This window comes from uncultured Paraglaciecola sp., from assembly GCF_913058035.1.
Lineage (GTDB): Bacteria > Pseudomonadota > Gammaproteobacteria > Enterobacterales > Alteromonadaceae > Paraglaciecola.
Map to the genome: position 1 here is coordinate 1 of NZ_CAJXPA010000185.1, position 7,818 is coordinate 7,818.

Consider the following 7,818-nt stretch of genomic DNA (forward strand, 5'->3'; position numbering starts at 1 on the left):
ACCCCTTCGTCGGCAGCGTCATGTGGGTATAAGAGACAGTCGCAAACCAGACATAAACGGTCAACTTGAGGATTAAGTGAACATAATCCATTCGATAAGACTTCAGGCAACATTGGAATGACTTGTTCAGGGAAATAAACCGAATTACCACGATTTTGTGCTTCACTATCAAGTGCGGTACCTGGACGAACGTAGTAACTTACATCAGCTATAGCCACCCACAATTGCCAACCACCATTCTCTAGTGGTTCACAAAAAACGGCATCATCAAAATCACGGGCATCTTCACCATCTATAGTAACTAAGGGTAATTGTCTTAAATCAATACGTCCTTGTTTTGCTTCTTCAGGGACTTGTTCATTAAGACCCTTGACTTGTTTATCGACGCCTTTTGGCCAATGGTGCGGAATGTCAAAAGTGCGTAGCGCCATATCGATTTCCATACCAGGTGCCATATGCTCACCTAATACCTCAATAATTTTACCAATAGCATTGACGCGCTTACGAGGACGTTGGACAATTTCTACCACAACAATATGCCCTTGGCGGGCTCCGTTTGTTTGTTCTGTGGGGATCATTATTTCGTGATTAATACGACTATCATCAGGGATTACTGTACCCACGTTATTTTCAAAAAAATAACGACCTACTATCGGCTCAGTTCGAGGTTCAACAATTTTAGCAATTCTAGCTTCTCGTCTGCCGCGGTTATCTGTACCACTTTCTTTTACCAGCACTACATCGCCATGCAACACCATGGACATTTGTGCATTATGAATGAACAAGTCTTTATCACCGTCATCGCGTTTTAAAAAACCAAAACCATCTCGATGACCTATTACCCGACCTTGGATAAGGTCCTCTGTTTTGAGTTTTGCATACTTTTTGTCACGATTAAACTCAACTTGTCCTTCGCGCTCCATTGCTCGAAGTCGACGTTGGATACCAATACGACTGTCCTCATCTTTTGCATCAAGTAACTGACAAAATTCCAGAAAAGATAAAGGTTTTTTAGCTGCGACTAAAAGTTCAAGGAGATATTCACGGCTAGCAACAGGCTTTTCGTATTTTTCTTTTTCGCGTTGGTAAAAAGGGTCGTCGCTCATAGGGCGAAAAATTTCCTAATTAATAAGAATAATCCATCAGTATAACTAAATGAGCAGCTCCAAATAGGACTTTTTAACAGATACTACAATAGTTCAACTAATTCGCCCTTATTTAACTCATTCGAAATACCTTTAATCTTTCATGTATTTCATCTTCTGAAGGCTCAAATTTCCATATCAACTCTTTCTATAATAACAATTTTTTTGGAATAAATTTCTATAGTTAACAATAAAAAAATGCTCGTAAAGGCATGCAAATTCCCTGAAAAAAAACTTAAGCGTTTTAATAGATTGCATACTTTATTCCTAAATTAAAACCAAGGCTCGTGATTTCTATTTGCTCTTCGTCCTGAAACGATTTTGAAGCAGTATTTGATCAACAATAGATTTATGGTCTTACAAAACCATTTAAAAAAATGTCAAATATAATTAAGAGAAATAGTGTGTAAGTAGACAGAAATCATTCATCTCGTGGGATTAATAGATGATGAAAAGTTCTGGTTTGAACATCTAGGAAAATATTCCAATAACATTGTTGTTTTAACAGGTCTTTCAATTTAGGTATTGTTTTGGTGCATATCGAATCGCAATTGGTGGGCATTACAACATTCATATTAATTGAGAAACTTGATTCAGTTTTCCTCCCAATTTTTAAATCATGAGTTTGTGAGAAAATATAATGTTACAAACAGGTAAACATCGATCAAATCACTATCAGTGTTGATATACAAAAAATTAACTAATTAAGTATTAAGCTTCTTTTAGCTTTGCGTATTGCTATGGGCCCCATTAGCTTCCCTAAGCCTTGCATACAATTTTTTATTCTTTGATGGGTTGGTTGATCTGCAGTAACTGAGTTGTACAACCTGTTATAAACATCCTCGTAATCATAAGGACTGCCGTATCCTTCAAGAAACAATTCTGCCAATTGTATTTGTGCTGCTAGATGTCCAAGTGCAGAGGCCTCACGTAAAAAAATCACACCTCTTTCTCTATCCTGTTGAACAAGTTTACCTTGAGAGTAATAACGACCTAACTGTTCTAATCCAGCCGAAAGACCTTGCTCTGCAGCTTGATGCATAAAATAGATGCCTCGCATTGGATCCTTGTCTACACAAATTCCCCAGGCCAACATATCACCCCATAAAAATTGATAGCTAGGAATTTTAAGAACATCTGCACTTGCCTGAATATCTTGTACTAGCTGACAGTCATCAAGCACAACTTGATTCAAATGTTCATTTTTACTTATTAAGCTCAGCAACTCGTCCTGCGTATACAGCTGAACAGCTTGTATATCCTCAGCAGCACTAACAAAAGCAACAAAATTTAATGCACAACAAAATAAATATAAAGGTTTGAATACACACATAAAAAAACATCTAATTCTTGAGACTACTCTTATATCGGCAATAATATTTTTTTTATAAATGTTTTAGGGTCAATAGACCCTAAAACATAAACAAGCTAAATTTTTATCCATAACGACAACATCACATTTTATTTATTTGTCAGCGCCATTTTCACAACCAGCGCATGCTCGAATAAGTCATGGCCTAAATCAGTTAAATATCCGCCGTCAGGTAAAGTCACTATACCTTTGTCGAACAACCTCTTTGCTGCGGCAACTGCTGATGGTTCAGCGTCGTGATGGATTTTCAAACCCTGCATCAAACTTTTGTTAGGAAACTTTAACAATAAGTTCAGTTCTGCCACCATATCGTTCGTAAATGTCATTTTTATTCCTCATAAATTATGCCCTTAAGTCCCGTGCATAGAGAGGGCTAGTATTAGATTCAAGCGGAACAAGGCATTCATTTGCATAACTCTCACTAAAACCTAGCATTTTCACTTAATTACGACTCGTATAAAACTAGCCACATGTTTATAATAGATTATTGAGACTAAAGCCCAAACCGATGAATATCAAAGGTTATTTTAAATAATCATATTCAAGTAATATTAAACTAACCAGAAGAGATCCATGCAAATAATTCAATGTAAGGTAGAAAAAATTGAAGCCCTTACAGACACAATCAAACGTATTGTATTAATTCCAGATTCACCCCTAAGCTTTATTGCTGGTCAATATTTGCAAGTAGTTATGGGTGAAAATGACAGACGGCCTTTTTCGATTGCTAATGCGCCTCGCCTGGATGGAACTGTAGAGTTACACATTGGTGCTGAGCCAGGAAACCAATATGCAGGGCAAGTAATCGATAAGATGGAAAAAGATGGAGTAATAGATGTCGAAGGAGGATTGGGAAAAGCTTTTCTTAGACCGTCCGGGGCAAATACCACCATATTACTTGCAGGAGGAACAGGCTTTTCGTATACATTGTCCATTTTGCAGCAACTTCTCAGCAAACCTCTTGAAGGGCCAGTGATTCTATACTGGGGGACACGCACAATTGCAGATATGTATGCTTTCGATAACCTAAATACTCAGATGCAACAACATCCATTGTTTACTTTTATTCCAGTGGTGGAGTTTCCTGAAGCAGGTTGGATGTGTAAAACAGGTTGGGTACATCAAGCAGTGATCGAAGACATTCAAGACTTCGCTAAATATCATGTATATGTAGCAGGCCGTTTTGAAATGGCAAAAGTAGTGCGCGATGATTTTGTTAAACAAGGCTTGCCTATAACCTCGTTATTTGGCGATGCATACGCATTTATTTAAGTATCAATATTTAGGCACTTATTTAAATTCCTAAATATTGTCATCCTGACCGAATATTTTGCACTGATAATAATTAGACTGCACCCTTGAAGGCTAATTGTCGCCATGCTTCATAAACAAATACCGACACAGCATTCGACAAGTTCATGCTGCGGCTTTCTGGCAACATAGGGATACGCACACGCTGCTGAAGTGGCAAAGACTGAATAACCTCATCAGGTAAACCTCGAGTTTCCGGGCCAAATAATAATGCATCTCCAAGTTGATATTGGGCATCTGCAAAAAACGCTTTGCCTTTTGTGGTGCAGGCAAATATTCGTTTCGGTGCGCAAGCTTGGATGTAAGCTTCAAGGTTTGGATAACGTTGCACCTTTGCGAACTCATGATAATCCAATCCAGCTCTGCGCACTTTTTTATCATCCCAATCGAACCCCAATGGCTCTATTAAATGCAATGCAAAACCCGTATTTGCGCATAGGCGGATAATATTGCCCGTATTGGGGGGTATTTCAGGTTGGTAGAGAACTATATCGAGCATGAGTATGATTTCAGTTACATATGATGTTGGCATAATAACAAAAACCAGCAAAATGGTTTAACTCTTAGTTAATCTTTATCTTTTAACAGCTATCAATAAATTTTAGTGAGCTCCTAATTTTAGTGAGCTCCTATGTGTGCTTTAAACTAATTAAACTTAAGTTTTTAAAAAACACGGTCATTTATGTGGTCATTACATCTGGAAAAATTGCTTATAGCCTAGTCTGTAACATTAACTGCGGTTTGCTATTTTCTAAAAAAATCTAAAACAGCGTCTAAACAAGGCACTCTAAATTTATCTTGCTCCTCTAACAATTCATGTTTGGAACCTTGAATCACTCTTAGCTCAGTATGTGCCATTTTTGCCACCACCCTACTTTGGCGTTTGTTATCCACGATTTGATCTGCTCCAGCCTGAATAACTAACGCAGGTATAGGAAATCGATGCACATTTTGTTCTATTTCGTCCATCGCATGTGTTGCCATTTTAAGCCAATGTCCACTGACTCCACCTAACTGCAATTCTGGTGCTATTTGATACTCTTGACGAAAAATTTGATATCTAATCTCACTGTGAGTTAACTCATTAGCGTCAAAGGGTTGGTTGTTATAGTCTTTCTGTCCAAAAAAGTAAGCTGTCTGTTTGTTTAGTGCTCCGTGTAAACTTAACATTAAACTAGCAAGCCAATTGGGTAAGGCTGGGCGAATGCCGAACATAGGTGCTGAAAATGCAACCTTTTCAAATAACTCCGGATAACGTAACACTGTCAAAAAGCCAATTGCTCCACCCATCGAATGACACAATAGTTTTGGTTTATGTCGAGTTTTTTTAATGACCACATTATCAATGAATTTCTTAAAATCAGTCACATATTCAGCAAAGTTTTCCACATAACCTATTTGTGGATTAGTCAACATACGCCCTGATAATCCCTGCCCTCTATGATCGTGAATAAATACTGAATATCCATTTTCATAGAGATCATATATGATTTCTTTATATTTGATTAAACTTTCAATACGGCCAGACGATATCACTATAGAACCAGTAGCCTGTGCGTTTAATACATAAGCGTAAGCAATGTCCACTTTTCCCACACCCTCTAGTGTTCCATGTAGAACTTTATCAAGCCAGAAAGGTTGGATAATAGTTACATACTTTGATGCCAGATTATCTTCAGAACAAAGTACAAACTGAGACATATACAACCTTATATTTTAAAATGAAAAATATGCAATACACACGATTAATCCTTTATTCACAGCGCAAAACTAAATCACTTAGCCTTACTAAGCTTTTTATTGTAATTGTCTTCAATTACACGAAGTATATCGCGCCAACTTAGAATACCAACGGGTTCGTCCATTTCATTCACTATGGGGATACAAGAGATATTGTGTTGATTAAATAAACTGATTGCCTCGTATATGTTAGCTGATGGTTTAAGTGTAATAGGCTTACGACTCATTATTTGATGCACCTTTTTGCTCAAAGTAAACTTATCATGAACCGTTTCTTGAACTGTCCCGATAAATGGACTAATAAATTTAAGCAAATCACGGTCTGATATCACGCCATATAACTTACCTTTTTCTACCACCAGCAAATGATGGAACTTAGCATTTTCAAAAATATGTTTTACCACACGTAAGGTATCATCCAGTGTCACAGTCACTACTGGTGTAGTCATAATTCGCTCAATTAACATATATCTCCTTGCCTATTTTAAATCCCAATAAGACAGACTTAACCGTAACCTTGAAACTAGTGCAATAAAAGTCAAAAAATCACCTCTATACAAAATTTTGTTGGTTATGCCAACTGCCGGGTACTTCTTCGATAAGGTACTCAAATCATACTGCTATATTTTAGAGTATAGCGCAGGTAAAGTAACAAGTTTACGCAGATAATGTATAGGATCTTTTCCAAGCGCATTGCTGTCACACTAAGTAGCTAAACTATATAAAGATACTCTTGCATGCTGAGGACGAACACTCCAAGTGATATCTATTGATAAACCTTTTTCTTCGGAATGACTGAGGCCGGCTGTAGAGCCAATGAAGTCTACTGGAACGACTTCGTTGTGAGGAGTGCAGTCGCTTTATGATAATCGTTTCGGACTGTGCCATCATAATTTTAGTCGTCAATGTTCATAGCAATTTTGTGAAGTGAATTTTTGTAAAGTGAATATCACATAAATTCATCTCAGTGCTGTTGGGTACTAAAGAAGTCATATGCTACTTTCTCAATGCAATTAATCAATATCTCTGTATGTTGAGGTTAAGACCTTCGTATGTAGCGGCGAGTAAATTAGGTGCCAAAAAGGATAGAAATAACACACTAAGAATGAGTCTTTTCGGATTAAATATTTTAATCTACATAGGTGAAAATCATTATTGTTAATAAAGATGCTCAAAGCCTTCAAATATAAAATTACCTTAATTGATATTCAAGGCCTTGTGAAAGGGATCGACATTTTAACAAGTAATCCACCTTGGGGTTTATTGCTTGCTTGAATAAAACCTTGATGGTTACTTATAGCATGTTGTGCAATAGCTAAGCCTAATCCTACTCCACCACTATTTCTATCGCGAGCAGAAGATTCTCGGTAAAATGCTTCAAATATTTTATCTATATGATTTTCTTCAATACCATTGCCATCATCTTCTATTACCCACTCTATATATTTACCTTTCACTGACACAGAAACCTGAATGGGATAATCAGAATAATGAATCGCATTGCGTAAAATATTTTCTATGGCACTACTCAATAACTGAGGCTCTATATGCAAATTGATATGTTCATCTGTCCAATAAGACACTTCCTTATTTTTGTGTTCAGCCTCAAACTGGGCATCTGTAATATTAAAAAAATCAAGGATGGAATTTATTAACCGAAGCCCAGCAAGGTGAATTTGTCATGTTTTTTGATGCGCTCAAGGCTGAGCGACAAGGAAAGGGCGTTACGAGATGGAAAAAAGGTAAACTAAAAAGCAAAAAATTCAAACGTTTAAACATATCAGAAGATCAACTTGCTACCGTTAACGATATTAAGAATGAAAACAAAGCAAGTGGTAAAAAAATTAAAGCCAAATTAAAAGTTTATAAGCAAGCAGAGCAGCTATTAGTGCAAAGTGATGACTTAAACGCTGATACTTGGCAAACCCTTAATAATGAATACCAGGCTAATTTTCTGACAATAGCGATATTGAAAGCCAAAACCCAACATGACATTTGGAATCAACTTACTCCAAAGCAGCAAGCTAAGGCTGCTGAAAAAAGGAAAGAAGAAAGGAAAGAAGAAAGGAAAGAAGAAAGGAGCAAGGAGCAAGCATGGGAAGAAAGGTAAAAGGCATCAAGAGTTATCGTCGATATAAAGCGAGCACCCTCAAAAGAAAATTATAACGGCAGCCCTTTGGTGTCATTTTTTTCCATTTCATCAATCATAAGTCTTCATATGGCAGTTTTATTAACAGGAATATCTACCTG

General features: G+C 37.0%; 9 protein-coding genes and 1 pseudogene. 2 read left to right on the top strand and 8 right to left on the bottom strand.

What is annotated here, in order from left to right; genetic code table 11:
- From QZ562_RS17710 to QZ562_RS17720, 3 genes are all read right to left on the bottom strand, one after another.
- On the bottom strand, positions 1 to 1,106 hold a 1,106-nt coding region (locus tag QZ562_RS17710), incomplete at its 3' end, for an RNB domain-containing ribonuclease (RefSeq protein WP_293763126.1).
- A gap of 739 nt (positions 1,107 to 1,845) precedes the next feature.
- On the bottom strand, positions 1,846 to 2,478 hold the full coding sequence (locus QZ562_RS17715) for a tetratricopeptide repeat protein (protein WP_293763129.1): 633 nt from the start codon (positions 2,476 to 2,478) through the stop codon (positions 1,846 to 1,848).
- Between the two features lie 128 nt (positions 2,479 to 2,606).
- Complete coding sequence (locus tag QZ562_RS17720; protein ID WP_293763133.1) at positions 2,607 to 2,843, bottom strand: TIGR02647 family protein; 237 nt, start codon at positions 2,841 to 2,843, stop codon at positions 2,607 to 2,609.
- A 247-nt stretch (positions 2,844 to 3,090) separates the two neighbouring features.
- On the opposite strand from QZ562_RS17720, the gene fre reads away from it, so the two are divergent.
- Positions 3,091 to 3,789 (top strand): NAD(P)H-flavin reductase, encoded by a 699-nt coding sequence (gene fre, locus QZ562_RS17725; protein ID WP_293763135.1) that lies wholly within the window; start codon positions 3,091 to 3,093, stop codon positions 3,787 to 3,789.
- Between the two features lie 73 nt (positions 3,790 to 3,862).
- Here fre and trmL read toward each other — a convergent pair whose 3' ends face one another.
- The 5 genes and pseudogenes from trmL to QZ562_RS17745 form a co-directional block, all read right to left on the bottom strand.
- On the bottom strand, positions 3,863 to 4,327 hold the full coding sequence (gene trmL, locus QZ562_RS17730; protein ID WP_293763149.1) for a tRNA (uridine(34)/cytosine(34)/5-carboxymethylaminomethyluridine(34)-2'-O)-methyltransferase TrmL: 465 nt from the start codon (positions 4,325 to 4,327) through the stop codon (positions 3,863 to 3,865).
- 245 nt (positions 4,328 to 4,572) lie between these two features.
- Positions 4,573 to 5,529 (bottom strand): alpha/beta fold hydrolase, encoded by a 957-nt coding sequence (locus QZ562_RS17735; protein ID WP_293763137.1) that lies wholly within the window; start codon positions 5,527 to 5,529, stop codon positions 4,573 to 4,575.
- 74 nt (positions 5,530 to 5,603) lie between these two features.
- Positions 5,604 to 6,035: a CBS domain-containing protein gene (locus QZ562_RS17740; RefSeq protein ID WP_293763140.1), complete on the bottom strand. Its 432-nt coding sequence runs from the start codon at positions 6,033 to 6,035 to the stop codon at positions 5,604 to 5,606.
- A gap of 237 nt (positions 6,036 to 6,272) precedes the next feature.
- Positions 6,273 to 6,407: pseudogene (locus QZ562_RS21350) on the bottom strand (delta-class carbonic anhydrase); the annotation flags it as partial.
- A 369-nt stretch (positions 6,408 to 6,776) separates the two neighbouring features.
- Complete coding sequence (locus QZ562_RS17745) at positions 6,777 to 7,151, bottom strand: ATP-binding protein (RefSeq protein WP_293763143.1); 375 nt, start codon at positions 7,149 to 7,151, stop codon at positions 6,777 to 6,779.
- Between the two features lie 98 nt (positions 7,152 to 7,249).
- On the opposite strand from QZ562_RS17745, the gene QZ562_RS17750 reads away from it, so the two are divergent.
- Positions 7,250 to 7,678: a hypothetical protein gene (locus tag QZ562_RS17750; RefSeq protein WP_293763146.1), complete on the top strand. Its 429-nt coding sequence runs from the start codon at positions 7,250 to 7,252 to the stop codon at positions 7,676 to 7,678.
- Positions 7,679 to 7,818: the final 140 nt, after the last annotated feature.

Excerpts from the sequence above, each read along its gene's own strand:
- QZ562_RS17715 (WP_293763129.1), bottom strand. The coding sequence starts at position 2,478 with ATGTGTGTATTCAAACCTTTATATTTATTTTGTTGTGCATTAAATTTT.
- QZ562_RS17720 (WP_293763133.1), bottom strand. The coding sequence starts at position 2,843 with ATGACATTTACGAACGATATGGTGGCAGAACTGAACTTATTGTTAAAG.
- fre (WP_293763135.1), top strand. The coding sequence starts at position 3,091 with ATGCAAATAATTCAATGTAAGGTAGAAAAAATTGAAGCCCTTACAGAC.
- trmL (WP_293763149.1), bottom strand. The coding sequence starts at position 4,327 with ATGCTCGATATAGTTCTCTACCAACCTGAAATACCCCCCAATACGGGC.
- QZ562_RS17735 (WP_293763137.1), bottom strand. The coding sequence starts at position 5,529 with ATGTCTCAGTTTGTACTTTGTTCTGAAGATAATCTGGCATCAAAGTAT.
- QZ562_RS17740 (WP_293763140.1), bottom strand. The coding sequence starts at position 6,035 with ATGTTAATTGAGCGAATTATGACTACACCAGTAGTGACTGTGACACTG.
- QZ562_RS17750 (WP_293763146.1), top strand. The coding sequence starts at position 7,250 with ATGTTTTTTGATGCGCTCAAGGCTGAGCGACAAGGAAAGGGCGTTACG.